This is a genomic window from Acinetobacter amyesii (assembly GCF_002018365.1).
Taxonomy (GTDB): Bacteria; Pseudomonadota; Gammaproteobacteria; order Pseudomonadales; family Moraxellaceae; genus Acinetobacter; species Acinetobacter amyesii.
Window position 1 is genome coordinate 52146 of the sequence record NZ_MVKX01000011.1, and the last position, 24705, is coordinate 76850.

The 24705-nt window shown below is 41.3% G+C and carries 23 protein-coding genes; 11 read left to right on the forward strand and 12 right to left on the reverse strand.

Annotated elements, in window-relative coordinates; genetic code table 11:
* Positions 1 to 7 precede the first annotated feature (7 nt).
* The 6 genes from rpoD to B1202_RS14875 all read left to right on the forward strand — a co-directional run bounded on the left by rpoD (position 8) and on the right by B1202_RS14875 (position 6589).
* Complete coding sequence (gene rpoD / locus B1202_RS14845) at positions 8 to 1897, forward strand: RNA polymerase sigma factor RpoD (RefSeq protein ID WP_078191374.1); 1890 nt, start codon at positions 8 to 10, stop codon at positions 1895 to 1897.
* 127 nt (positions 1898 to 2024) lie between these two features.
* Entirely contained in the window at positions 2025 to 2312 is a 288-nt protein-coding gene (locus B1202_RS14850; RefSeq protein ID WP_078191448.1) for a YbeD family protein, read from the forward strand.
* A 156-nt stretch (positions 2313 to 2468) separates the two neighbouring features.
* Complete coding sequence (lipB, locus tag B1202_RS14855; RefSeq protein WP_078191375.1) at positions 2469 to 3128, forward strand: lipoyl(octanoyl) transferase LipB; 660 nt, start codon at positions 2469 to 2471, stop codon at positions 3126 to 3128.
* A gap of 76 nt (positions 3129 to 3204) precedes the next feature.
* Positions 3205 to 3738 (forward strand): hypothetical protein, encoded by a 534-nt coding sequence (locus tag B1202_RS14860; RefSeq protein WP_078191376.1) that lies wholly within the window; start codon positions 3205 to 3207, stop codon positions 3736 to 3738.
* Between the two features lie 3 nt (positions 3739 to 3741).
* Positions 3742 to 4926 carry an iron-containing alcohol dehydrogenase gene (locus B1202_RS14865; protein ID WP_078191377.1) on the forward strand — a complete coding sequence of 395 codons (1185 nt, stop codon included), beginning with the start codon at positions 3742 to 3744 and terminating at the stop codon, positions 4924 to 4926.
* Positions 4927 to 5191: 265 nt separating this feature from the next.
* Positions 5192 to 6589 carry an APC family permease gene (locus B1202_RS14875; RefSeq protein ID WP_078191378.1) on the forward strand — a complete coding sequence of 466 codons (1398 nt, stop codon included), beginning with the start codon at positions 5192 to 5194 and terminating at the stop codon, positions 6587 to 6589.
* Between the two features lie 61 nt (positions 6590 to 6650).
* Here B1202_RS14875 and B1202_RS14880 read toward each other — a convergent pair whose 3' ends face one another.
* The 3 genes from B1202_RS14880 to B1202_RS14890 form a co-directional block, all read right to left on the reverse strand.
* The gene (locus B1202_RS14880; protein WP_078191379.1) at positions 6651 to 7289 is read right to left on the reverse strand and encodes a hypothetical protein; all 639 of its coding nucleotides are present in this window, start codon (positions 7287 to 7289) and stop codon (positions 6651 to 6653) included.
* Positions 7267 to 8079 carry a DUF6502 family protein gene (locus B1202_RS14885; protein WP_078191449.1) on the reverse strand — a complete coding sequence of 271 codons (813 nt, stop codon included), beginning with the start codon at positions 8077 to 8079 and terminating at the stop codon, positions 7267 to 7269. Before B1202_RS14885 ends, B1202_RS14880 begins: the two co-directional genes overlap by 23 nt.
* 66 nt (positions 8080 to 8145) lie before the next feature.
* Complete coding sequence (locus B1202_RS14890; protein WP_078191380.1) at positions 8146 to 9342, reverse strand: cupin-like domain-containing protein; 1197 nt, start codon at positions 9340 to 9342, stop codon at positions 8146 to 8148.
* A gap of 152 nt (positions 9343 to 9494) precedes the next feature.
* On the opposite strand from B1202_RS14890, the gene B1202_RS14895 reads away from it, so the two are divergent.
* Positions 9495 to 9890 carry a hypothetical protein gene (locus B1202_RS14895; RefSeq protein WP_078191381.1) on the forward strand — a complete coding sequence of 132 codons (396 nt, stop codon included), beginning with the start codon at positions 9495 to 9497 and terminating at the stop codon, positions 9888 to 9890.
* 70 nt (positions 9891 to 9960) lie between these two features.
* Complete coding sequence (locus B1202_RS14905; protein WP_171262669.1) at positions 9961 to 11598, forward strand: PT dipeptide repeat lipoprotein; 1638 nt, start codon at positions 9961 to 9963, stop codon at positions 11596 to 11598.
* 112 nt (positions 11599 to 11710) lie between these two features.
* Here the strand turns inward: B1202_RS14905 and B1202_RS14910 are convergent, their stop codons facing one another.
* The 9 genes from B1202_RS14910 to rplU all read right to left on the reverse strand — a co-directional run bounded on the left by B1202_RS14910 (position 11711) and on the right by rplU (position 20403).
* Positions 11711 to 12211, reverse strand: a complete 501-nt coding sequence (locus tag B1202_RS14910) for a hypothetical protein (RefSeq protein ID WP_078191384.1) — start codon at positions 12209 to 12211, stop codon at positions 11711 to 11713.
* Between the two features lie 168 nt (positions 12212 to 12379).
* Entirely contained in the window at positions 12380 to 12859 is a 480-nt protein-coding gene (locus B1202_RS14915; protein WP_078191385.1) for a tRNA (cytidine(34)-2'-O)-methyltransferase, read from the reverse strand.
* A 318-nt stretch (positions 12860 to 13177) separates the two neighbouring features.
* Positions 13178 to 14578, reverse strand: a complete 1401-nt coding sequence (gene cysG, locus B1202_RS14920) for a siroheme synthase CysG (RefSeq protein ID WP_078191386.1) — start codon at positions 14576 to 14578, stop codon at positions 13178 to 13180.
* A gap of 73 nt (positions 14579 to 14651) precedes the next feature.
* Complete coding sequence (gene serS / locus B1202_RS14925; RefSeq protein ID WP_078191387.1) at positions 14652 to 15923, reverse strand: serine--tRNA ligase; 1272 nt, start codon at positions 15921 to 15923, stop codon at positions 14652 to 14654.
* A 117-nt stretch (positions 15924 to 16040) separates the two neighbouring features.
* Positions 16041 to 16832, reverse strand: coding sequence for an RsiV family protein (locus tag B1202_RS14930; RefSeq protein ID WP_143221623.1), 792 nt, complete (start codon positions 16830 to 16832; stop codon positions 16041 to 16043).
* A 161-nt stretch (positions 16833 to 16993) separates the two neighbouring features.
* Positions 16994 to 17689 (reverse strand): outer membrane lipoprotein chaperone LolA, encoded by a 696-nt coding sequence (gene lolA / locus B1202_RS14935; protein ID WP_078191388.1) that lies wholly within the window; start codon positions 17687 to 17689, stop codon positions 16994 to 16996.
* 232 nt (positions 17690 to 17921) lie between these two features.
* On the reverse strand, positions 17922 to 19637 hold the full coding sequence (locus B1202_RS16750; protein ID WP_078191389.1) for a YadA family autotransporter adhesin: 1716 nt from the start codon (positions 19635 to 19637) through the stop codon (positions 17922 to 17924).
* Positions 19638 to 19817: 180 nt separating this feature from the next.
* Positions 19818 to 20072: a 50S ribosomal protein L27 gene (gene rpmA / locus B1202_RS14945; RefSeq protein ID WP_067764378.1), complete on the reverse strand. Its 255-nt coding sequence runs from the start codon at positions 20070 to 20072 to the stop codon at positions 19818 to 19820.
* 19 nt (positions 20073 to 20091) lie between these two features.
* Positions 20092 to 20403 (reverse strand): 50S ribosomal protein L21, encoded by a 312-nt coding sequence (gene rplU / locus B1202_RS14950; protein ID WP_078191390.1) that lies wholly within the window; start codon positions 20401 to 20403, stop codon positions 20092 to 20094.
* Positions 20404 to 20862: 459 nt separating this feature from the next.
* Here rplU and sdsA point away from each other — a divergent pair, with 459 nt between their 5' ends.
* The 3 genes from sdsA (at position 20863) to B1202_RS14965 (ending at position 24672) form a co-directional block, all read left to right on the forward strand.
* Complete coding sequence (gene sdsA / locus B1202_RS14955) at positions 20863 to 21840, forward strand: All-trans-nonaprenyl-diphosphate synthase (protein WP_078191391.1); 978 nt, start codon at positions 20863 to 20865, stop codon at positions 21838 to 21840.
* Between the two features lie 31 nt (positions 21841 to 21871).
* On the forward strand, positions 21872 to 23923 hold the full coding sequence (locus B1202_RS14960) for a site-specific recombinase (RefSeq protein WP_078191392.1): 2052 nt from the start codon (positions 21872 to 21874) through the stop codon (positions 23921 to 23923).
* Between the two features lie 152 nt (positions 23924 to 24075).
* Complete coding sequence (locus B1202_RS14965; RefSeq protein WP_078191393.1) at positions 24076 to 24672, forward strand: phosphatase PAP2 family protein; 597 nt, start codon at positions 24076 to 24078, stop codon at positions 24670 to 24672.
* Positions 24673 to 24705 lie beyond the last annotated feature (33 nt).

Consider the following 24705-nt stretch of genomic DNA (forward strand, 5'->3'; position numbering starts at 1 on the left):
AGCAAAGATGAGCGATATGACTTCCCCTACTTCTCAAGTAGCGGCTCTGATTAGCCGAGGCAAAGAGCAAGGTTACCTAACTTTCGCCGAGGTTAACGATCATCTCCCGGACTCAATCACCGAAAGTGAACAGATTGAAGACATCATTCAGATGTTGAATGACGTGGGTATTCCGGTACATGATCGTGCACCAGAATCTGACGATACAATGTTTGAAGGTGGCAGCGAAGCGACTGACGAAGTTGCTGAAGAAGAAGCCGCTGCTGTACTTGCATCTGTTGAAAATGAACCCGGTCGTACCACTGACCCTGTGCGTATGTATATGCGCGAAATGGGTACAGTTGAACTTTTGACACGTGAAGGCGAAATTAGCATTGCAAAACGTATCGAAGAAGGTATTCGTGACGTTTTACACTCTATTGCTTATTGGCCAAATGCGGTCGAAGTGGTACTGCAAGAATATAAAGATTATGAAGCGGGTGAACGCCGTTTAGCTGATATTCTTTCTGGTTATTTAGATCCAGAATCTGACGAAGCCATCCCTGAAGTGATCGACGAAGAAGATTCTGAGATCGATGAAGACGAAGCGTCAACCAACAAGCCGACTAAAGATGTCAAACTTGATGATGACGATGAAGACGAAGAGTCTGAAGGTGATGATGATTCTGAAGGCGAATCTGGTCCAGATCCTGAAATTGCTAAAGCACGTTTCACTGAGCTTGAACAAGCATGGTTAGTGACTAAAGCTGCTATTGAAAAAAATGGCCGTAACAGTAAAGAAGCTGCTGCTGCACTTGAAGCACTTGCAACTGTGTTCATGATGTTCAAATTCACACCACGTTTATTCGACATCATCTCTGATTTGATCCGTAATACCCATGACCAAATCCGTACTTCTGAACGTGAAGTCATGCGTTATGCAGTACGCCGTGGTCGTATGGACCGTACTCAATTCCGTACGTCTTTCCCAGGTCAAGAATCTAACTTTGCTTGGTTAGATGAACAAATTGCTAAAGCACCTGCAGAAATGAAAGGCTATCTTGAAAAAGTCCGCCCTGACGTTCTGGCATTCCAACAAAAAATCGCTGACATCGAAAAAGAACTTGGTCTAGATGTTAAAGGCATCAAAGATATTTCTAAACGTATGTCGATTGGTGAAGCAAAAGCTCGCCGTGCGAAAAAGGAAATGGTTGAAGCCAACTTACGTTTGGTAATTTCGATTGCGAAAAAATACACCAACCGTGGTTTGCAATTCCTCGACTTGATCCAAGAAGGTAACATCGGCTTGATGAAAGCGGTGGATAAATTCGAATATCGTCGTGGTTATAAGTTCTCTACTTATGCAACTTGGTGGATTCGTCAGGCGATTACACGTTCGATTGCCGACCAAGCACGTACGATTCGTATTCCAGTACACATGATCGAAACAATTAACAAGATCAACCGTGTATCTCGCCAACTTCTTCAAGAAATGGGTCGTGAACCGACACCTGAAGAATTAGGTGAACGTCTAGAAATGGACGAAGTGAAAGTTCGTAAAGTGCTTAAAATCGCGAAAGAACCAATTTCAATGGAAACACCAATTGGTGATGATGAAGATTCGCATCTTGGTGACTTCATTGAAGACGGCAACATCACCTCTCCGATTGATGCTGCAACGTCTGAAGGCTTAAAAGAAGCAACTCGTGAAGTTCTTGAAAACTTGACTGAACGTGAAGCAAAAGTCTTGAAGATGCGTTTTGGTATCGATATGCCAACAGACCATACTCTAGAAGAAGTTGGTAAGCAGTTTGACGTAACACGTGAACGTATTCGTCAGATTGAAGCGAAAGCTTTACGTAAACTTCGCCATCCATCACGTTCAGAGCATTTGCGTTCATTCCTTGAGAATGACTAACCTATAACTAGGACAATGCAGGCTTGAATATGGGGTTTTCTGCCCCATATTATGAGCATGTAGCAAATGATTCCAAATACCTGCTCATCGCAGGTATTTTTAAATAATGAGGTGTCCCATGACTGATATGACTAATCGCGCTCCTTCACGTGAATTGCAAGAGCATCTTTGGGTCTTCCCTATGGACTACCCAATTAAATTGATTGGTAATGCTGGTGAAGAACTTCGCCTTGCAGTGAATGAAATTTTTGTTAAACATTTTCCTGATTTTGATGGCAGCAAAATGACGGTAACGCCATCTCGCACAGGTAAATATCATTCAATTACTGCTCAATTACGTTTCGAAGAGTTAGAACAAGTACATGCGGTCTATGCGGATTTAGCAGCTTGTAAACACATTCGTACTGCGCTGTAATTCTGTTGATGCAATTAAAAAAACACGCTTTAGAGCGTGTTTTTTTATGTCTAAATGCAATAGTGACCCCTTCAAGTATTCAGTATTTAACCCCCTTTTGTACGTTTAATTCATTATAATCCATACATAACTTTGATAGAAAAGGACACGAAATACGTGACTGAAACTGTTCAAAAACCCGAATTAATTATTCGTCAATATAACCACCTGACCCCTTATGCAGACCGCTTTTTAGAGATGAAAACACTCACTGAACAGCGCGATGAAAACACCCCTGATGAACTGTGGATATTACAGCATCCCGACGTATTAACTCAGGGGCAAGCTGGTAAACCTGAACATATTTTGGTGCAAAGTAACATCCCTGTGGTACAAACAGACCGTGGTGGACAAGTCACTTGGCATGGGCCTGGTCAATTGGTGGCTTATTTCATGTTTGACCTAAACCGTTTGGGATGGAATGTTCGTACACTGGTTTCGTATGCCGAAACCCTCATGATCGATTTGCTGAACAAATATGGTATTCAAGCTTATGCCAAGCCTGATGCGCCGGGTGTTTATGTCAATGAACGAAAGATTGGTTCATTGGGCTTTAAAATTCGTAAAGGCCGTTCATATCACGGTTTAGCACTAAATATTGATTGCGATTTATTTGGTTTTCATACGATCAATCCATGTGGCTATGCAGGATTGGAAATGGTGCGCATACAAGATTTAGTACAGAACTACCCTAAATTTGAAAACTTATGCGTCGATATCATTGATACTTTGAAAAACAGTGGTTACTTTAAAGACGTAACAGTCAAACAACTATAAAAGACTTTGCTTTCTCAAATAAAATAATTTAGAGTAAAAGCTCTAAATTTAATAATTATAGATAAGGGATGTACACGTGATTGCAACTAAATCCGTTAAACCCGCGCTCCAGCAGGCCTATGTCAAACTCATGATGGATGTGATTGGCAGAGGTCTGGTCATGGCGAGCCAGGTCGATGAAGAAATTAAACAAGAAGTTGCTAAATTTCCAGTTAATTTTATTTTATCTATGAACGTTTTTCCTAATGGTGCTGCATTTGTCGCGCAAGTCTCGGAAGACCACCAACTCAAACTCCTCACACCCGGCACTCAAAAGCCGGACTTAACCATTACGTTTAAGCATTTGAGTCATGCATTTTTGGTCTTCTCATTTCAAGAAAGTACCGCACAAGCCTTTGCCAATGACCGCATGATCGCCGATGGTGATTTGTCTTATGCGATCCGACTGGTGCGTTGTCTCAACAAAATGGAAGCATTAATTTTACCTAAATTGGTGGCTGAATTGGCTGTCAAAGAATATCCAACACATTTAAGCCTAAAAGAAAAACTGAGCGGTGCTGCAAATATTTATTTAAAAGTAGCCCAGTCTTATTTAAAACGGAGCGCATAACACATGGCTAAACCATATTACGAATTTTTCTGTCCTGTAAAAGTGATTGCTGGCCATGCTGCTTTAGAACACATCCCATTCGAACTGTCTACTTTGGGTGCTAAACGCCCCATGATCATTACCGACAAAGGCGTTCGCAGTAATCAATTACTTGCGCCGATTGAAGCGGCATTTGAAAGTACCGAGACGGTAATTGGCTATATTTTTGATGATGTTCCGCCAGACTCAAGTCTAGAAACCGTACGTAAAGCGGCTCAGCTTTACCGTGACAACCAATGTGATGCCATTATTGCAGTCGGTGGTGGTTCAGTGATTGATACCTCTAAGGCAACCAATATCTTGGTGTCTGAAGGTGGCGATGACCTACTGAAATACTCAGGTGCGCACAACTTACCAAAACCTTTAAAACCATTTTTTGTGATTCCAACAACCTCGGGGACAGGTTCAGAAGTGACTATGGTCGCTGTAGTTTCTGACCCCGAAAAGAATGTCAAAATGGCCTTTGCATCGAATTATTTGATGCCACATGCGGCAATTCTTGACCCACGTATGACGCAAACTTTGCCACCCCATCTCACTGCGATGACAGCAATGGATGCGATGACGCATGCCATTGAAGCCTATACGTGCATGGCGGCGAACCCTATTTCAGATGCCTATGCAACTGCCGCAATCAAGAAAATCAGCAATAGCTTATTTGGTGTATTAGATAATACCAGCGATGCACATGGACGCTTAGAACTTGCACAAGCCTCTACGATGGCAGGAATTGCATTTTCAAACTCAATGGTTGGATTGGTGCATTCATTAGGCCATGCGCTAGGTGCAGTCGCTCACCTGCCCCACGGCTTATGCATGAACTTATTCTTGCCGTATGTCTTGGAATACAACAAAGAAGTGAATGGCGATAAGATTGCTGAATTGCTATTACCACTGGCTGGCCCTGATATTTATGCACAAACGCCGGCCAACCTCCGCGCTGAAAAAGCCATTTCAACGCTTTTAGCCATGCGTGACCGCTTGTATAGTTTGACCAAATTACCTCGTACTTTGAGTGAAACTGGCAAAGTGACAGAAGCTCAATTAGATGAAGTGGCAGAGAAAGCACTGAATGATGGATCGATTATTTATAATCCTAAAGAAGCCAGCTTAGAAGACCTCAAAACTATTCTAAAAAAAGCTTGGTAATTGCTGAAAAATAAGCGAATATAGCGAAAAATTAAGCCTGATGTTTTTTTAAACATCGGGCTTTTCACTTGCAGAACGCAATATCAGTTATTTTTTAATCAAACTGGCATAATTTCTGCTAAAAATAATTTCAAAGTTACTGACAAAATGTACCAATTTGGAGTAGATTGGCGCACTTTTGTTTTAAAACGTAGGGGGGATCGTTCGTCTCAAACGATCCTTAGAATATGACTGATCCTTGATCAACGATAAGAGGATAACGCCGTTGACAAATATCTCTGGGACTCAATCGGCAGCTAAACTGCAAAAAACGCTTGGACTCTGGCACATTATTATTATTGGTTTGGCTTACATTCAGCCGATGACCTTGTTCGATACCTTCGGTCTAGTTTCTGAAGAAAGTCATCGACACGTGCCGACATCTTACATTATTGCCCTGATTGCAATTTTGTTTACCTCTATCAGTTATGGACATATGATCCGTCGCTATCCATCATCGGGTTCGGCGTATACCTATGCTCAAAAATCCATTCACCCGAACGTTGGTTTCATGGTGGGTTGGTCGTCATGGCTAGATTACCTGCTGTCTCCAATGGTGAATATTATTCTTGCAGTGATTTACCTTGAAGCACTATTTCCAACAGTTAACCACTGGGTATGGGTCATTGTGCTAACGGCATTCATGACTGGAATTAACTTACGCGGTGCGCGTTTTGTTGCTAACTTTAACAGCCTGATTGTACTTGTGCAGTTATTAGTAATTGGTATTTTCACGTGGATGGTCTACAGCAAGCTTCAAATGGGCTTCAATGCTGATGGCCCGATTTCTGCGGCAGAACGCTACCAATTATGGAGCCTTGAGCCATTCTGGAATGAGCTGACGTCTGTTGGTGCGCTGATTACAGGTGCAACATTACTGTGCTTCTCCTTCACTGGTTTTGACTCATTAAGTTCATTGGCAGAAGAAACCAAAGATACTGAGAAAACACTGCCGAAAGCGATTTTCTTAACTGCTTTAATCGCAGGGATTATCTTCATTATTAGTACCTACTTCATGCAGCTATTCTTCCCTGCTGAGCCGGGTAACTATTTCAAGAATATTGCTGAAACGCAGCCAGAGATACTCATGCTCGTCGGCGGCTCACTGTTCCAATCCTATGTTTTAACTTTTGCGATTGTGACAGTAATGGCATCAGGTATTTCTGCACATGCCGGTGTATCACGTCTGATGTACGTAATGGGGCGTGATGGCGTCATTAACAAAAAGATTTTTGGTCATATTAGTCCGAAAAACTTCACACCATCGTACAACATCATGATCGTAGGTGCGGTTGCATTAACTGCGGGCTTTATGGATCTTGATATTGTCATTTCAATGATTAGTTTTGGTGCATTGACAGCGTTTACATTCGTGAACTTATCTGTGATTTCACGTTATGCACTTCGTGATGGCCGCACAAAAACAGCCAAAGATATTTTTAGCTTTGTCGTTATTCCAATGCTTGGCTTTATCAGTATCTTTGCGATGTGGTTAGAAATTGAAGAAACTGCATTGAAATACGGTTTATGGTGGGCAATGTTCGGTATTTTATACCTTGGTTATAAAACTAAAGGTTTTAAACACCCTGCACCGCAACATAACGAATTTGATGACAAACTTTAAGTTTTCCATCTCATAAAAAAGGCGCTTTAAGCGCCTTTTTTTTATTTCTAACAAATGATCTTTAAGGCTGAATACGCTTAGCTGATTGCTTAAAGTGGATTGTCATTTCTTCGCACTTCTCGCCTGTATTGCCTTTAAACTCAACAGCGGTTCCCACACCGTGGGTCCATGTGCCTACTTCCACGGTTTCCAGATTGACTGCCGCTTCAAAGACATACTGCTGCTGCGGATACAGCTTGATTTCACTTGGCGTTTCACAAGTCTGTTTTGGAAAATACGGTCGAACTTGCTCATCCAACTGCATTGTTAATGGCATATCACATTGCAATTGAATCGTGACTGGCACGCTATTGGTGTTCTTTAATGTCAGACGTACATTTTGTGAATTTAGTTCAGACTGTGCAGCTGGTATTTCTACAAACGTCTGGGTGTCTATTTTTTCACGGTCAAGTGGATTTAAGAACGTCAATTTGCGCTCTACACCATGACAGGTATCTTGCTCAGGCGCAGAAAATTCTAGATAGCGTGTTCCAAGTATAAAGCTACCATTCTGCTCACCCGCATGACCAATATCAATAATTGGATCACCTGTGCCTTCGATCGTTACCCCACCGCTCGAAAAAAAATCAATCTCACAGCCTGACAATATGGACATCAGGCTGCAAAGTGTCAGTATTTTAAAATTTAATTTTCGCATCATGTTGATAAACTCCAAAGCGAAATGCACGATTTGCTTCAGGATTCCCGTCATCCATTGCGCAACGCTCCGCGGCAAGTTTTAAAAGTTGTAGTGAGTATTTCTGCCAAAGCTCCAAGCTCATTTCATGTAATTTATTAATCGATTCTTCTGTTAATTCGTCGGCACAAATGGCTTGTTCTAAGTAAGGTATTTCATCAGGATTCAATAAATTATGCAAACCCGCTTCTAAATGCGCTTGAACATTTCGCGTTAAAATTTTACGTGCTTCTAACTGCGAAGGATCAGGAATAAAACGACGTTGTTGTAAATACACCTGTCCATCTTTTTCAGTGGCAATTTCCAAACGAACAAGCTCATTGAGTACCGAACGTGGATGGCGCTCGGTGGAGATTCGTTTCACTAACATTTCAAAACTATTTTCCGACTCACTGCTGAAGGGCAATGAATCCCCCCAGCCTTCTGCAAGCCACAAACCAATCACACGTGATGGCACACTAATTGGCTCAGAAACAGTCGCTTCAGTCAGATCCTTACCCTCAGAAATCACTTCTTTATAAGCAGTCACGTCTTTACGGTGTAGACCAGAAAGTAAACTGATCGCAGAAATTGTCGGTTTTTGATCGATACGCTCTAACTCATGTACAGCTTGTTGGAAAAAAACCGGTTTCAATGCAGCAGTAAACTCGGTATACCCCACACCTGAGCGAATCAGCCATTGGCTCAGCTCATTCATCAGCACCAATACTTGCTGTAAATTTTGATCTGCCTCATTAGTGAGAAGTTTGCTCATTGAATTGCCATGAAAATTAGACTGCATAAGTGAAATTTTCGCATTGTTTAATCTACTTCACAATTTTTATCTGATGAGATCTTGAGGATATTCAGTAAAAAAATGATTATTTACATTAAAATGCGTAAAAGAAACACTGATCGAGATATCTAAACTTTCAACACTATGCCACCAACCAATTGGGATAAATAAGGTTTCCCCTGGCTGCAAAATGCACTCGATAGGCGTCACTTTTTCTAACAGTGGATAGGCTGCGAGATCAGCCTTTGCAACGTCTGAAACCTGACTGAATACCCAATGATCGTTATACATATACGGCATTTGCCATGCAGGAATCAAAGTCACTTTTTTACGTCCATAGATTTGTGCCAACATATTATTGGTTAAGTCATAATGCAGTGGTGTAAATGTGCCTGCTGGACCAAACCATAAAAAATGTCGATCTTTGATCTCGTTTTGACAATAACCTTTGGCGAAGTCACCTAGATCTTCACTTATCTTTTGCATGAACTGCTTATTTTGAGCGGCGTTATTCGCAGTTAAATAAATGTCATTGCTACGCTTAGTGGCTTTGATTTGTGCGACAAAATCTTGCATCAAAATAATGCGTTTCAGCTGTACCGATTTTTTTTCAAATTCTTGATGCTGCTCACGATGCATCTGGACTTCAACCAACTCATTTTCAAAATGCTGTGCAAAATAATCAGGACTCCATTTATGCAATGCAGGCCAATGTTGTATCCCACCTTTTAAAATGACTGGCCGCATCTGGCTATAATACTGCTCTATAAATGTTTTAAAATCAGGTATTTCTATGCAATCGATTGTGGATGGACTGTGGTCGTTCAATTGATTCAATTGACCCATCACCTGTAATAACCAGCGCTGTTTATTCTGCTGTTGCTGTAGTTGCTTCAGTTTTTTAAAAATTACGTTATTGTTTACATGCTTTAAAAACAGAATGATCAAATGATTTGAAATATTTTTTTGCTTAATTTTTTCTAAAATTTCAACTATCTCTAAGCCCTCAAGACTGTAGCCTAAAAGTTCATTTTGCAACTGTTCTGAAAGTTGGTCTGCATCAGAAAATAGGTATTGATCCGCCCTTGGGCTTAATCCATGTGATTGTAAAATTTCACTTATTTTCTGTACATCGCAACCATTTTCAATATTTTCATTCAACCAATTTTGCCATTCCGTCGGTAAGGACTGATACCAATTTTTACTTTGCTTTAGATGTTCACTCTGGCTTTCTACATTCATTTTCACCACTCCACCCTCTTTACAAGTGAAGTATAAATGATCTATTTTAAAAATGCTAAATTTTCGCATTTTATAATTATTTAAACACCGCGAATGTTATGAATCCGTCAAATATCACGCGGAATGACATAACAAAGTAAAGGAGAAAGTTCATGAAAATTCGTCATTTAGTCATCGTTAGCAGTCTGTCTTTAGCTTCAATACCGGTATATGCAGGTTTTGCCGATACCATGCGTGATTTAAGAAATACGCTGAATCAATTTAATGAAACATCCAAAGAAGTATCGAATACCGCAAAAGAATGGACAGGCAGTCGGGCCACGACTAACTCAAGTTATGCTGCAAATGGTTTCAGCATGGGACAGCAACTCAGACCTAAAATTAATAATCTACCGCTTTATCAAACTGCAGATAAATCGAGCCAAGTCATTAATAAACTGTCAAAAAATGCAGACATTATTTTTGCGGGAAACATGACTAAAACAGGTTTGATCGAAGTCACTACAGAACATGGCAATGGCTGGATTGAGTCACACCTTGTGCAATAAATCTAGATTATAAAAGTGTATACAACGGCATCAGCCCTACATAACAACTTCACTCTATTGAGCACTAGTCATGAATAATAATCACAAAATCAGCATTATCGCTGCTGTATTTACGACATTGGTGGGCTGTGGTGGATCAAGCTCTAATGATGATGGCGCGACACCTACACCTACACCTACACCTACACCTACACCTACACCTACACCTACACCTACACCTACACCTACACCTACACCTACACCTACACCTACACCTACGCCAACACCAACACCAACACCAACACCAACACCAACACCAACACCAACACCAACAACTGTAGCGGATAAATTCACAGGTGAATGGATTCAAGGGAACTCTGCCCTCGGTAACAGTAATTGCGATTTACCACAAATTTCAATTCATAAAACCAGTGAAAATTCAGTCAGTGCACAGAACGAAGAACTAAAATATGCAGTACACAATAGTTCAAGCAAAACCTGCAGCGGTGAATTTATTTCCAAACGCTATCAATTACTTCATGACATGGTCATGAGTGAAATACAGCCGGCTGCAACACTAAATAACTTTGAATATCATGCGATTAAGTTTCAAGCAGTCAGAGGTGGCGCGACGAGCAACCGTGTCTTAACTTTTTTAAATAATAATTCTTTCTGTGTGATCAACGCGACGATTTCAAATCCAAGCTATATCATCATGCAACGCGGTCTAATTACTGACCCACTCAAGGACAGCCGCTGCTATACAAAAAACACCAATGAATTCTTCACCAATTTAAAACCGAAAGCCAAAATCACAACTGCAGACTTTAAGTCTGAAAGTTTTATTAATTCGACCGACACAGTAAACTTCTTGGCTCAGCTCAATACAATGGGACAAAGTGGTTATAAGTTAATTGGCTATGATTCTAAAACTTTGGACAATGGCAATGTTAATAGCTACATGAAACTTGCCAATGAAAATACGCGTTTCAATCATATTGTGGCAGATCGTACAGCACCCTCTACCGCTGACATTTATTTTACATGGCGTAATCAGTTAAATGAAAAAGGCAAATCAGGTTATCAATACTTGCATAGCGTCAGACCGACCAATGCCCTGAATTTCAAAGATTATTTTATTAAGAAGGAAAATGATACCGCAACATACACCTATGACAGCGGCTATGCTTCCCCACTCGTAGACCCAGTGCAACTGGAAACCATGCTTAATACACTGGGTGCCCAAGGCTGCCGTATTATTCAATTCAAAAGTTATTTCACTGGTTTACGTCCTGAAATTCTGAACGGCAATCAAAATAGTCCTAAAGTTGCAACCTGTATAAATAGCAGCGCACACCATGGCACCTACAGCTATCGTCATAAAACTTACCCAACCGGCAGCAATAGTGTAGAGCGCAGCTTAAAATTACAGGAGTTGATTGATGAGCAGGCTAAAGACGGTTACCGCTTAGTCAGCCGTGCTTTAGATATGAGTTCAACCACCAAAAACGGCATGCTGTTTATGAAAGACAGTGAAAACACCAATGTCGGTGAGTTTAAAGTCTTTAGCGAAACTGTCTTTGCAACGTCGACGTTTAACGATGTCTTGCTGAAACGTCTTCAGCAGCAAGGTCAACTCGGTTGGTTATACACCAGTGGTCAACTACTGTTTGCAAACAATCCAAAACATCTACAAACAGAACTGAGTGACTTTAATTTAATTGATTAATTCACGAGGTAATTTGAGCTTTTAAAAGTCCTTGAGCTTTTCCATGTCCTTGATGTCTCGGCATCAAGGACATTAATTATTGAGATGGATCAAAAGGGTTTCAGCAAACCACTTATTTTAAGCGGCAATTAAAACCCATCTTGGTATCTACGATATTTTTTTCATAACCCAAACTTTGAATAAATTGATTTCGATCTGCTACTAGCTGTTGATCAGCAACGCTAAGACGCGCTTTATTTTTTTGAGCCAAGCTGTATGTTTCATTGACTAAGCCTTGATATAGTCCACATACTTCCTGACGCTTTGCTTTTTTCAATTGGCGACCACCATACCAAGAACGCTCAAAATCGTCGGCTTTTAGTGTTTTCCCCCATTCCTCAATACGCTGATTTTGTCTTTGCTGCATTTCCAGCATGCCCTGCTGGATTTCAGCCTTAGTAAAAGGCTTAATCACCTCAGCCTTTGGTACAACTGGAACATTTTCTGTAGTTGCAGTGACGGTCACTGGTGTCTGTTCCGTTGTGGTCGATACGGTTGGATTAGCCCAACTCATTGATGAAATGAATCCGGTCGCAATCACGACACCAAAAGCTTTTAAATTTATAGATTTCAAGTTTTAAGTACCCGTTTTATTTCTTCACAGTGTTCTTATACACATTTTTATATTGATGCTGAAGTTTTTAACCCCTTATTTTACAAAACTTCATTGCTGTAAACGGTTCACTGTGCTCACTCCCAATAAAAAACCGCTCGATAGAGCGGCTTTTTGAACAGATCACACTTAGACCAATTCTTTAAAGTCTTGCTGACGCCAAGCTTCATATAAAATCACAGCAGTAGCATTAGACAAGTTTAAACTGCGTGAATTAGGTGCCATCGGCAGGCGAATCCAATGTTCTTTCGGGAACATCAAACGGACATTTTCCGGCAAACCACGTGTTTCTGGCCCCATCAACAAAGCTACAGGACGGTTTAAATTAGAGGTATGCGGTGTTTCAAAACCTTTGGTGGTTAATGGATAAATGGCATCCATCTCAATACCTTGCGCTTTTAAGCCCGCAAGGCATTCTTCAACGTTTTCCCACACTTTCATGTGTGCCCATTCATGATAATCCAAACCTGCACGGCGAAGTTTTTTATCATCCAGCTCAAAACCTAATGGCTTGACCAAATGTAACTGCGCTCCAGTATTGGCACATAAACGAATGATATTCCCTGTATTTGCAGGAATTTCTGGCTCGTATAAAACAACATGGATCACAGTTTTTTTCTCTACTCTTTAGTTAAATAATGGCTTTAAGCTCAGGCTATAGTTTCTATAGCTGAAGCATAAGTTTAGATGGTACAACAAGCGCTTGCTTATCTACATTGCTTAGCTTGCGCATTGCATATGGACTATACGAGAGTTTGCATATCCTCTTTGCTTAGCTTTCGCATTGCGATTGGATAATATCAGAACTTGCTTATCCTCTTTGCTCAGGCATAGCCTTCGCCTTGCATTTGGACAATTCAGCAGCTTGCTTATCCTCTTTACTCAGGCATAGCCTTCGCCTTGCGCTCGGGCAACGCGTTGCGTTGCTTATCCTCGCTCATGCCATTGAAGTTGTTCACGCAGACTCACCACATCACCAATAATGGTCAATGTAGGCGCCTGAATTTGGTATTCACTGACTTTAGATGCAATATCTGCCAATGTCCCGACCACGACTTTTTGTTCAGGTGTCGTCCCTTTAGAAACCAATGCGACAGGCATGTCTGGACGCTGCCCATACGCGATGAGTTTCTCACAAATTTTTTCTAGACCGACCAAGCCCATATACAGCACGAGCGTTTGATTTTGATAAACCAACTCATTCCAAGGTAGCTCAGGTGAACCTTCTTTCAGATGCCCTGTCAAGAAGCGTACACTTTGCGCATAATCACGATGCGTTAAAGGAATCCCTGCATAAGCCGAACATCCAGAGGCAGCAGTAATTCCCGGAACGACTTGGAAGGCAACGCCTGCCGCAAAGAGTTCCTGAATTTCTTCACCGCCGCGGCCAAAGATGAACGGATCTCCACCTTTTAAGCGGCAGACGCGTTTTCCTTCACTGGCATATTTCACCAGTAAGGCATTGATGCCTTCTTGCGGAACAGCATGATTGGATCTTGCTTTACCTACATAGATTTTTTCAGCATCACGGCGGCAGAGGTCCATAATCGGCTGAGAAACCAAACGGTCATAGATCACCACATCCGCTTGCTGCATTAAACGTAGGGCTTTTAAGGTCAGTAGTTCAGGATCACCCGGCCCTGCACCCACCAAATACACCTCACCTTTCGGCTGTTTCCATTCCAATAAGGCCTGTTCAATCAAACGATTGGCTTCAGTCAAATTATCATTAAACACCTGCTCTTTGAGCGGACTTGCATACAAGTCTTCCCAAAAAATACGGCGTTCATCTGGATTAACAATTTTGGCTTTAACAGCTGCGCGCCATTGACCTGAGAACTCAGCCAGTTTGCCCATGCCATGCGGTATTGAGCTTTCTAACTGGGTACGTATTTGGCGCGAGAGTACTGGTGATGTGCCATTGGATGCAACGGAGATGACCAGCGGAGAACGGTCAATAATTGCAGGAACCATAAAACGGCAATGTGGCGGATCATCAACACTATTGACCAAGACATTTTCAGCTTCACAGGCTTCAAATACCGCCTGATTGACAGCTTTGTCATTGGTTGCTGCAATCACTAAACGAAACTGACGCAGCGCAATGGCATTTTCTTGATAAACCGATTCGTGATAAACCGAGTTGAGATATTGACCTTGGGTTTGATTAACCAAGCTCAATAAATCATCTTCAATTTCGGGTGAACAAACTGTCAGCTGTGCGCCCGCTTTTGCAAGCAGCACAGCCTTTCGATATGCAATTCGACCACCACCAACAATCAGACAAGGTTGCTGCTGCAACTTCAAAGAGATTGGAAAGATATCCACACACGACCTCAATAGTTTAAATCTGATTGTCTTAAGCAATTTTTGTGCACAAATGTATGCACTTTATCGACTATTAATCGATAAATTCAGCACCGCCCATATATGGACGAAGTACTGCTGGAATTTCAATTGAACCGTCTGCACGTTGATAGTTTTCCATCACGGCAAGTAAAGTACGCCCAACGGCCAAACCTGAACCATTCAGCGTGTGTACAAACTCAGTTTTCTTTTGGTCAGCACGGTAACGCGCTTTCATACGGCGTGCTTGGAAGTCACCCATGCATGAGCAAGATGAAATTTCACGGTAGGTATTTTGACTTGGCACCCAAACTTCTAAATCATACGTTTTGATTGCGCCAAAGCCCATGTCGCCGCCGCAAAGTACGACTTTACGGTACGGTAAACCAAGTGCTTGCAAGATTCCTTCCGCATGGCCTGTTAACTGTTCCAATGCTTCCATTGACGTTTCAGGTTTTACAATTTGAACCATTTCAACTTTGTCGAATTGATGCTGACGAATTAAGCCACGCGTATCACGACCATACGAACCTGCTTCACTACGGAAACATGGCGTATGCGCTGCATATTTTAATGGCAAACGTTCTGGGTCAATGATTTCATCACGCACGAAGTTGGTTACAGGCACTTCTGCAGTCGGGATCAAGTAGTATTCTTTTTCGCCTTGAAGTTTAAATAAGTCTTCTTCAAATTTAGGCAATTGACCTGTACCACGTAAAGAATCTGCATTAACTAAATACGGTACATAAGCTTCGGTATAGCCATTTTCCAAGGTATGTGTATTTAACATAAATTGGGTAATTGCACGTTGTAAACGCGCCAATGGGCCTTTGAGTACGCTAAAACGAGTACCAGTCAATTTAGTTGCGGTTTCAAATTCTAAACCGCCCATCATTTCACCTAGGTCAGTATGGTCTTTGATCTCAAAATCAAACTGACGTGGTGTACCCCATTTTAAAACTTCAACATTGTCATTTTCATCTTTACCTTCTGGCACAGACTCATGAGGTAAATTTGGAATCGATAAAGATTTGGCTTCGAGTTCAGCTTGAAGGTCAGTAAGTGCGAGTTCAGCCGCTTTAATTTCATCGCCAATAGCAGACATACGTGCCATGATTTCAGATGCATCACCGCCAGCTTTTTTAATTTGACCAACTTGTTTTGCACCAGCATTACGTTCAGCTTGTAACGACTCAGTTTTAGACTGAATTTCCTTACGGCGAGCTTCAAGGTCTGCCCACTCTGCTACGTTGAGTTGAACACCACGTTTTGCTAAGGCTAAGTTTACAGCCTCAATATTATTTCTGAGTAATTTCGGGTCGATCATAGCCAATCTTAAGTAAAGAAAAAAACTGGCTATAGTGTAAGCTCTTAACACTTAAAAATACAGTGACCGAGCTTACAGCTGCCCCTTATTAGACCAATAATCTTGCTGCAAATTGTCTTATTTGGTTTCGTAATTTGGCAAACTTGGTAAATATTCAGGTTTAAATAGCCCTTTAGCCATAAAATATGGAAGTTTTAGCTCAGGCATGCCCTCTGCGTAGCTCGCCAATTCATACAATGGATAAGCAAATACGATCCCGTTCGCGCCATAATAAAAATTATCGCTTAACTGTAGTTTTGAACGTTCAATATCGTGACTATCTAACCACATATAGTTAGCATCAAAAAGTGCGCTAATCACTTTCGCATCTGCACCTTTGACTAAGACATCTTGTAAAGCCAAACGTTTTTTGGCTTTTAAATCAAAATTGACATATTCAACATGCGACATGCCATGAGCAGCATGCGCTGCGTAGGTATAGCTTTCGATCGCAAAAGTTGCGATATGCCCCCACTGACTAATATATCGAACAGAAGTGGTACTTTGACTTAGGCCTGCATCGGTCTTGTCCGATAAATCAATTTTTTGATTCGGCTCAGTTGAAAATGCAATTGGATCTGCCTTTTTAATCCGGTCAGTAAAATATTGATTGATCCAATCAACATTGGTTTCAACCGTTTGAATCGTATATTGGGTACAACCTTCCGCATCGCAAGCTTGTGCTTTCGGCAATTGCATCGCAACAGATTTAGATTGAATAAGTGGAATCGCATCAGCGACGACCGCTGGCTTCTGTTCCGTTGTTGCACCTTCAACAGGTTCATTTCGAGGATGACAGGCCGTTAATGATCCGACTAAAACCACAGCTGAAACAGCCCAAGCTATATTATTCATATGATTTTTTTTCATCCCAAAATTCCCTATAGCAACAGTCAAAACCACAAGTCACTTCATTTAAGTAACCTGCGAATATCAGCATACTACTAAATTTCACTTAAATTCAGCTTGCTTGCTTTACATTTCTCCATAAAAAAAGCAGACCGATGTCTGCTTTTTTTCGTTCATGACAATTATTGATCGATAATGTCCGTACCTTTTGGAGGTACAAAGTTAAAGGTTGACGCTGGAATAGACGCATTCACCTTCACATTATTGAAACGAACATTTGTTGTTTGACCTAATGAGTCTTGGAGAATCATTAAGGTCGGCGCATTTTTCGCACCAAAACTAATGGTTAAGCTTTGAAACACACCATCATCACTTTTTGGGTATAAGGTGTAATATGTTTTGGTCTTATTCGGCTGTGTAATACGATAAGACTTCATGATTTGAGCAGTATTACCTGACAATAATAATGCAGGCGTATTCGCAACTTGGTCATCTAAGCTTTGGCGTACTGCTTGTTGTAGGTCTGGGTCATAGATCCAAACTGTTTTACCTGTAGTCGCAATGGTTTGCTTAGATGGGCTGGTTGTTTCCCAATAGAATTTACCCGGACGCTGAACTTTCATGACCCCACTAAAAGTTTGGTTCATATGCTGCGCACTTAAACCTTTCTTTTGAGTAGCTTTCGGGTTAGTCACTTTTGTAGTTTGCTGAAAGTTAGCTGTAAAACTTTTAATACCCGATAATTGTTTCACCAAATTGGCAGTTGCCTGCTGCTCCGACGCTGCAACTGGTGCCGCGAATACTGTCGTACTCATAACCGGTGCCAGTGTCGCTGCACCTAATGCCATAGCACAGATGGTTTTACGAAGCATTTTCATAGATTCACCTTTTATATTTGCATCAACGCAATTTGTTAGATGGCTCCATCTTAAACCACTTTCATTGACTAAATTTAGAGAAAATAAGAAGTTTTGTATGGTTATTAATGCAAATTGCTGTTTTTTATTCATCATGATGGAGAAATATAAAGTAAAAAGGCACTTGATTTAACTCAAATGCCTTTCAAATAATTAAACAACATTTTAGCAATTTCAACATTCCAATATTGAGTTATTTCCATTGCCAACCGATCGATGCACCAGCGCCAAAGTCACCTTCAGAGTTTCCTGTTGCAGCCAATTTATAAACATATTTATTGCTCTCAGTTACTCCACTAAAACCTACTGCATAGCCTTGTGAACCTTCCCAAGTCCCCATACCTACGCTAAACATGTTGTATCCAGCATCTGTCGGTTGCGGTAAGGAGGCGATTGCAATACTTGAAGCAACAGCACCATAAACATTATCTTTAAATTTATTGAAATTATGGTTCAATTCATTCACACGTTGGTTGGTATAACTATTGGCTTGATTGAGTACATTTGCCCCATGTTGATCTGTATATGCTTTTGAGTTATTTAACACGTCTAGATCGGCGTCTCGCATTTGTTTCACATTTACCGCATCGGTGTCCGCCGTACCTGCTGCCACATAAATAATTTGGCGCTCTGCACCAGTCGATCCAACAGAAACCGTATTATTGCGGTTAGAGCTTGAACCATTGCCTAGTACTACAGCATTATTTGCCGATGTGTTGATATTGTTACCAACCACATAGGTATTATTACCTGTGACTGTGTTATTTGAACCTACTGCACCAGAGCCATCACCATTGACGGTATTGTTTACACCGAGGGCAATAGACTGATTACCATCAGCTTTATTACCTGCACCGACTGCAATCGCATCTTGTCCATTCGCAGTTGGTTTAGGTGCTGTATTGGCAACGTTTGATTGGATTTTAATGTACGGATCTGTTCCTTTTAAGCTCAATAACCAGTCCACTTCAGTACCTACAAATCCATTTTTTATCGCAAGTTCATATGCACTGAAACCATTTTCACCAGTTAGTCCTTGTGCGCCAACTGCACCACGTAGACTTTCTAACCATTGGTCTTCATTGCCTTCATAACCATTGCTCACCGCAACTTGATAAGCACTTGCACCATCTAGACCATTGCTGCCATTCAGACCGTTCAAACCATCCTTACCATCGATGCCGTCTCGGCCATTGAGTCCATCTTTACCAGTTGCACCTGTAGCACCTACTCCACCAGTATCACCTTTGTCACCCTTAGCTCCGGTTGCACCTGTAGCGCCTACTGCGCCAGTATCACCTTTGTCACCCTTAGCCCCAGTCGCACCTACTGCTCCAGTATCACCTTTGTCACCCTTAGCTCCGGTTGCACCTGTAGCGCCTGTTGCGCCAGTATCACCTTTGTCACCCTTAGCCCCGGTCGCACCTGTAGCACCTACTGCTCCAGTATCACCTTTGTCACCTTTAGCTCCGGTTGCACCTGTAGCGCCTGTTGCCCCAGTGTCACCCTTAGCTCCAGTCTCTCCTGTAGCACCCGTATCGCCTTTGTCACCTTTAGCTCCAGTCTCACCCTGTGCACCCGTAGCACCCGTATCACCTTTTTCACCAGCAGGACCTTGAGGTCCCATTGGCCCTACTGGCCCTACTGGCCCTTCTGGCCCAGGAATACCACTATTGCAACGATTACAATTATGCTCAGGATATGACGAGCCACTCCCACCAGCCCATGCAATTGAGCCTAGAGAAAGTAAAATACTCACAGCAAGTAATTTTGGTACAGCTTTAATAGCGATTGAAGTTGTTTCACCAAGTCCTAGTGTCTTTTCAAATGCAATTTGTTGGCTTTTATCAGGACAATTCCTTTTCTGATAGTCAGCATTGATAAAAACTGTATTCAATATTTTATTCATGTCCTTATCCTTTTTTTGTATTTGTACTCCTCTATTACGCTCTTTAAATTTTGTGATTTAAATCACTATTTATGGTGATTTATTGCTTTATACATCATTTGTAACAATCAAAAAAAATACATCACATTTTCTTCAGACGAAAAAAACCCGCAAAAATTGCGGGTTTTTTTCTATTAAAGCTTACGCTTCAACAGATACGTAGCGACGACCGAATTGGCCTTTCACTTCGAATTTCACAACGCCGTCAGCAGTTGCAAATAAAGTATGGTCACGGCCCATACCTACATTTACACCAGCGTGGAATTCAGTACCACGTTGACGAACGATGATGTTACCAGCAGTCACAGATTGACCGCCGTAGATTTTAACACCCAACATTTTTGGGTTCGAGTCACGACCGTTTTTAGTCGAACCACCGGCTTTTTTAGTTGCCATGTCTACTTACTCCTCGTAATTAGCCTGAAATAGCTGTAATTTTCAACTCAGTGAACCATTGACGGTGACCTTGTTGTTTACGATAGTGTTTACGACGACGCATTTTGATGATGCGGATTTTGTCGTGACGACCATGGCTAACTACTTCAGCAGTTACTTTAGCGCCAGCTACTACTGGTGCACCAATTTGAATGCTGTCACCGTTAACAAGCATCAACACGTCATCAAAAGTAACAGTTGAGCCAGTTTCAGCTTTCAATAATTCTACTTTAAGGGTTTCACCCTCAACTACACGGTGTTGTTTACCACCGCTTTGGATTACTGCGTACATTTAAGTACTCCAAACATGCCCGTGTTGTCGTGCCGGTAAAGGGATATACCGATCTTAAAACGATCGTCACTGGGGTTTTGCAAAGGCAAAGATTTTAAGGGATAACCCGAAAAACAACAAGTCATTTCCGTAAAATATTAGATGAGTATGCGTTTATTATATAAACAGCGTCATTAAAACCATTAAAATGAGTGCTCTATTTCACTTATCATGCTTTTGGCAAGGTTTGACATAGATTTTTAGCAACAATTCGCTAATATACACTGGACTGACATCAACAACATGCTGTTCAAACAACATGCTAAAGATAAAAGTCTGTTAAAAAATAAGTACAATACTTCCGCTTGATGAAAAAAATCACTTAAGATTAAGTCAATTGAGTAAGTTCTTATCTGTTATTCATATAACAAATTGCTACACTACGTCTGTAATTCAAAAATTATTGAGGTTTCTCTTCATATGACCATCGACTTTAAGCAAGATATTCTCGCGCCTGTTGCCACTGACTTTGCTGCGATGGACAAATTTATTAATGAAGGGATCACCTCTAAAGTTGCCTTGGTCATGGCAGTCAGTAAACATGTGGTTGAAGCAGGCGGTAAACGCATGCGTCCAATTATGTGCTTACTTGCAGCAAAAGCTTGTGGTGCAGAAGATTTAGAAAAACACCGTAAACTTGCAGCAATTATTGAAATGCTACATACCGCAACCTTGGTACATGACGACGTAGTAGATGAATCGGGTTTACGCCGTGGTCGGCCAACCGCAAATGCGACATGGAATAATCAAACTGCCGTACTTGTGGGTGATTTTCTAATTTCTCGTGCTTTTGATTTATTGGTGGATCTAGACAGCAAGGTATTACTCAAAGACTTTTCAACAGGTACCTGTGAAATTGCTGAAGGTGAAGTTTTACAACTTCAATCACAGCACCAACCAGAAACCACAGAACAAACTTATTTAGATATTATTCACGGCAAAACATCACGTTTATTTGAGCTCGCTACCGAAGGTGCCGCAATTCTGACTGGTACACCAGAGTACCGTGAACCGCTTAGAAAATTTGCCGGACACTTTGGAAATGCCTTTCAAATTATTGACGATATTTTAGATTACACCTCAGATGCTGAAACATTAGGTAAAAATATTGGTGATGATTTGATGGAAGGTAAACCAACTTTACCTTTAATCTCTGCCTTAAAGAATACCACTGGCGAAGAACATGACATTATTCGCCGCAGTATTGCCACAGGTGGTACGGCAGATTTAGAGCGTGTTATTCAAATTGTACAAAGCTCTGGGGCACTCGATTATTGTAGCCAACGTGCGACTGAAGAAACTGAAGCAGCACTAGCCGCTTTAGCAGCGCTACCAGATACTGAATATCGTCAAGCTTTAATCAACCTCGCAAACTTGGCATTACACCGAATTCAATAATTAACAATATTCATCGTAATTCCCCTTGCCTATGCATATAAAACTGAATGATATCTTTTTGACCATGCAGCAACAGCTCGATACCCCTCGGGCTGTGCTGGATGAAAACTTGCTGATCGAATTGGTCAACCGAATTCGACCAGAAGATACAAAAAATACTGACGAAATTAAGAAAAAATTTCAGGCTTTCATCCAAGCTTTACTCATCACGCCAGATGCAGCCTCTACCCTGCAAAGCTTTGTTCTAAAACTCATTAGCCGATATAAACAAACCAGTTTATATGCGGACACGGGTATTTTGTCTCTCGATGGTTTTTGGGGACAACTGTTCCAACGTCTTGGCGCACATTTTCTTCCCCTGATCAATGACGAAACTCAATTACAAGATTTAGTCCGTCGAGTTTTTTATCGTCATAGCGACAAATATTGGCTCGACAGTATTGATGATCAGCAATGGATGCAGCTCTTTCGATTGTTTAACCAAGGCCATAGCAATCAAGAAGAAAAAAAGAAAATTCGCCGTGAGTTAATTAAGGCCATTACCGTTTTGTCCTATCGGGTAAGTGGTATTGGCTTATATCCTGAATTTATTAATGCGCAGCCTGAACTGACCGAATATGAATCGCCTTTTTTGGTGCAAAACCGTGAAATAAACGATTTTATTCAACAGTATAAAAAGCTCCATCAAAGTGCTGAAGAAATGAGTGCCGTGCTACCGCCAGATGCTTCTCAAGCGTTGGTGATGCTGGAACAATGTCGTGATGTAGTCCTGAAGATTCGCCGTGCGACCAAACGTATTGGTGTAAGTGTCAGTCTGACTTACTTATTATCACTTTTAGAACAGTGTTTAGATCGTTTAGAAATCTTACTCAACCTGATAGTTGAAGAAGATGACGTCCGCTATGTGTCTATGGGCAGTTTACTCAGTGATGTGACGTCAGCGATTTATAGCGAGCGCAGCGTGCGCGATTTACTTGCCACCAATAGTGAGTTAGTTGCGCTACAAGTCACCGAAAACGCAAGCAAAACTGGCGAACACTATGTAAGTACCGACAAACAAGGCTTTATGAGCATGTACCGATCTGCGGCAGGTGCCGGCGTGATCATAGCATGTATGGCAACGTTAAAAGTGCTGATGGCCCGTGTGACCATGGCACCGCTCATGCAAGCCATTTCATATAGTCTGAACTACTCTTTCGGCTTTATGCTGATTCATGTTTTACATTTTACAGTTGCCACTAAACAGCCTGCAATGACAGCTGCCGCACTTGCCTCGACGGTTCAACATCGTAAAGGCTCGAAAATGGCGCAGATTGCCGAACTGGCTGCGCTGATTATTAATATTATCCGTACACAGTTTATCGCGATTTTAGGCAACATCAGTATTGCGATTCCAGTTGCAGCACTGATCGCCCTCAGCTGGGACATGGCTTTACATGAACCTTTAATGAATCATGCAAAAGCAGCCAAAACCTTACACGACCTTAACCCCTTCACTTCTCTCGCTGTCCCACATGCTGCGATTGCTGGGGTATGTTTGTTTTTATCCGGTTTGATTGCTGGTTATTTTGACAACATGGCGGTTTATCGCAAAGTTGGACCACGAATTCAAGCGCATCCAAAGTTAAAACGCATCATGGGTCAAGACAGACTGGATAAATTTGCCGCTTACATTGAACGAAACTTAGGTGCTTTGGCGGGTAACTTCTTATTCGGGATCATGCTGGGTAGTATGGGAACAATTGGTTATATCTTAGGTTTACCTTTAGATATTCGCCATATTGCCTTCGCATCGGCCAACTTCATTCAAGGCCTCATCAATATCAATGGTTCACCAGACATTGGCTTAATCATTGTGTCATTCTTGGGGGTTATTCTGATCGGTCTTACCAACTTATTCGTCAGTTTCACGTTAACAATTATTGTGGCACTACGGGCACGTCGCGTAAGATTTGAACAATGGAAACCTCTGGCTAAATTGGTGATGACTCATTTTCTAACTCGACCAAGTGACTTTTTCTGGCCACCAAAAACCCCACTTGAAGTTGAAGATGGCACACAAGCCAGTAAGAACAATCATTAGCAGATTTGTGTTTTATTTTAGTAAGATGTAAATGAACACAAAAAATAAAATCAGTATGATTTACACAGACTTGAAATAAAGTGTACTGATGAGTACACTTTATTCCATTAATTAACCGAGCTCGAACCGGTTAAAATGACAAGGAATAAAATATGCCACGAACGCTACTGTTTGTTGGTTTTTTTGCATTAATTATCAGTGTGTTGTCGCTTTATTCTAGCCATTTAAATCTAATAGATTTAAATCTCGTGGAATGGATGAGTCAGCACCGTATTGCTGTTTTTAATCAAATTGCCATCGGACTTTCGGCGTTAGGCGGCATGCCTTTTGTATTATTTTTCACCACGCTATGGTGTTTACACTTTGCGTGGTATAAAAAATACACAGAGATTATTTTTATCAGTATAGGGATCTTTGGAAGTATCGGCCTTGCATGGTTGCTTAAATTTACGTTCACCAGACCGCGTCCCCCAGAAATGTACCATCTTGTAGCGTCTTACGGGAGTTCATTTCCAAGCGCACACAGTTGTTATGCTGCATCGCTTGCGTGTTTGATGATCTTGATTTACCGACAACATGCTCAACATCGCTTGATCACCATTTTGGCATTGTTATGGATGCTGTGTATGGGTGTTTCGCGAGTTTATGTTGGGGTTCATTTTCCGACTGATGTCTTATCCGGTTGGAGCATAAGTTTTATTTGGATCACGCTACTTTATTTGAGTTACATCAAAATCAGTAAAGCGTAAACAAATGAATTATTTAGATAAATATCTAATTGA

Excerpts from the sequence above, each read along its gene's own strand:
- rpoD (WP_078191374.1), top strand. The coding sequence starts at position 8 with ATGAGCGATATGACTTCCCCTACTTCTCAAGTAGCGGCTCTGATTAGC.
- B1202_RS14850 (WP_078191448.1), top strand. The coding sequence starts at position 2,025 with ATGACTAATCGCGCTCCTTCACGTGAATTGCAAGAGCATCTTTGGGTC.
- B1202_RS14865 (WP_078191377.1), top strand. The coding sequence starts at position 3,742 with ATGGCTAAACCATATTACGAATTTTTCTGTCCTGTAAAAGTGATTGCT.
- B1202_RS14880 (WP_078191379.1), bottom strand. The coding sequence starts at position 7,289 with ATGATGCGAAAATTAAATTTTAAAATACTGACACTTTGCAGCCTGATG.
- B1202_RS14885 (WP_078191449.1), bottom strand. The coding sequence starts at position 8,079 with ATGAGCAAACTTCTCACTAATGAGGCAGATCAAAATTTACAGCAAGTA.
- B1202_RS14890 (WP_078191380.1), bottom strand. The coding sequence starts at position 9,342 with ATGAATGTAGAAAGCCAGAGTGAACATCTAAAGCAAAGTAAAAATTGG.
- B1202_RS14895 (WP_078191381.1), top strand. The coding sequence starts at position 9,495 with ATGAAAATTCGTCATTTAGTCATCGTTAGCAGTCTGTCTTTAGCTTCA.
- B1202_RS14905 (WP_171262669.1), top strand. The coding sequence starts at position 9,961 with ATGAATAATAATCACAAAATCAGCATTATCGCTGCTGTATTTACGACA.
- serS (WP_078191387.1), bottom strand. The coding sequence starts at position 15,923 with ATGATCGACCCGAAATTACTCAGAAATAATATTGAGGCTGTAAACTTA.
- B1202_RS14930 (WP_143221623.1), bottom strand. The coding sequence starts at position 16,832 with ATGAAAAAAAATCATATGAATAATATAGCTTGGGCTGTTTCAGCTGTG.
- lolA (WP_078191388.1), bottom strand. The coding sequence starts at position 17,689 with ATGAAAATGCTTCGTAAAACCATCTGTGCTATGGCATTAGGTGCAGCG.
- B1202_RS16750 (WP_078191389.1), bottom strand. The coding sequence starts at position 19,637 with ATGAATAAAATATTGAATACAGTTTTTATCAATGCTGACTATCAGAAA.
- rpmA (WP_067764378.1), bottom strand. The coding sequence starts at position 20,072 with ATGGCAACTAAAAAAGCCGGTGGTTCGACTAAAAACGGTCGTGACTCG.
- rplU (WP_078191390.1), bottom strand. The coding sequence starts at position 20,403 with ATGTACGCAGTAATCCAAAGCGGTGGTAAACAACACCGTGTAGTTGAG.
- sdsA (WP_078191391.1), top strand. The coding sequence starts at position 20,863 with ATGACCATCGACTTTAAGCAAGATATTCTCGCGCCTGTTGCCACTGAC.
- B1202_RS14960 (WP_078191392.1), top strand. The coding sequence starts at position 21,872 with ATGCATATAAAACTGAATGATATCTTTTTGACCATGCAGCAACAGCTC.
- B1202_RS14965 (WP_078191393.1), top strand. The coding sequence starts at position 24,076 with ATGCCACGAACGCTACTGTTTGTTGGTTTTTTTGCATTAATTATCAGT.